We start from the raw sequence: 1,344 nt of genomic DNA, 5'->3' as shown, positions 1-1,344 counted from the left end.
TGGCCCCGGAGCCCCGGCCGCGCGGGAGACGCGTGCGGCCGGGGCTCCGGGGCCATCGGATGGGCCATCGGACCCGGCCCGCCCCCGGGACGACGCGGCGGGGCGCCCCGGGCCGATGGCCGGGGCGCCCCGCCGGTCGTGCCCGGTGGGACGTGCGGTCTCGCTCAGGCCGCCGTCTCCAGGGCCGGTCGCCGCTCCTCCGTGAGCAGGGGCGTGACCGGCGTCGGGGTGCGGCGCTGCCGCAGGAGGTGGCCCGTGCCGATCGCGCCGGCGATGATCAGGCCGCCCGCGACGAGCGCGCCGCGGGCGCCGGCGAGTTCCATGAGGAGGCCGAGGGCGGGCGGGCCTGCGAGGCCCCAGCCGGTGCTGATGCTGCCCCACACACCGAGGACTCGGCCGCGCAGGTGGGCGGGCGGATCGGTCTGCAGGACGGTGGTCCCGGCGGTGTCGGAGACGGACTCCACGACGGCCATGGGCAGCACCAGGAGCAGCAGCACGGCCAGCGACGGCGACAGGCCCGCCACCGCCTGGAGCAGCCCGCCGGTCGCGGCCAGCGCGCCCACCAGCCGCACGGACGGCTTGCGCAGCCGCGCGCCGAGCACCGCGCCGACGATGCCGCCGACGGCGAGCACGGTGGAGACGGTGCCGAAGGACCCGGCGCCGCCCGCGAGCGGGCCGGTGACGAGGACGGCGAGGGTGAGTCCGTAGTTGCGGCCGAAGACCGCGCTGACGCCGGTGATGCCGGCGAGCGCGACCAGCCGGGGGCGCCGGGCGAAGAACGCCAGGCCCTCGCGAACGGTCATGTCGCCGCCTTCGGGATCCTTGCGCCGGGCGGGGGCGGTGCCCCGGGGGAACACCTCCTCGAACGAGCCGCGGTCCAGTTCGCCCTGGCGGGGGCCGAGGCTGCGGCGGGCGGCCTCGTGCACCTGGCCGGAGACCTTGGCGGCCAGCCGGCGTACGGCGGTGCCGCGCAGGCCGTTCTCGGCGGCCAGCCGGACGGCGACGCGCAGGGACATCAGGTCCAGGTAGGCGGAGAAGACGTCGTGGTGGTCGAGGGGGACGGCGCAGGGCGCGCCGGGGGCCGCGGCGCGGACCTCGGCGAGCAGCCGGAGGGTGAGCGGGTGCCGGGCGTCAGGTTCGGCGAGCACGGCGTCGGCGATGCCGTAGCGGGCGCGGGCCTGCCGGGCCTCCGCGTCGGTGAGGTCGCCGAGGGGAACGCACGGCGGCAGACCGGGCGGCGGGGTCTCCCCCAGGGGCGGCACACCGGTCGCGGGCGCGGACGGCAGCTCCCGCACCGCGGGCACACCGACCGCGGGCACTGCAACCGCGGGCACTGCGACCGCG

Annotated in this window: 1 protein-coding gene; it reads right to left on the bottom strand. The window is 79.0% G+C overall.

The window, feature by feature from the left end; translation table 11 throughout:
* Positions 1-164 precede the first annotated feature (164 nt).
* A partial coding sequence (locus tag CCN42_RS45510; protein WP_245877709.1) for an MFS transporter occupies positions 165-1,344 on the bottom strand: 1,180 nt, incomplete at its 5' end.

This window comes from Streptomyces glaucescens (assembly GCF_002154375.1).
Classification (GTDB): Bacteria; Actinomycetota; Actinomycetes; order Streptomycetales; family Streptomycetaceae; genus Streptomyces; species Streptomyces glaucescens.
The sequence above is the reverse complement of the archived record's forward strand: the minus strand, read 5'-3'. Positions and strand labels throughout refer to the sequence as shown.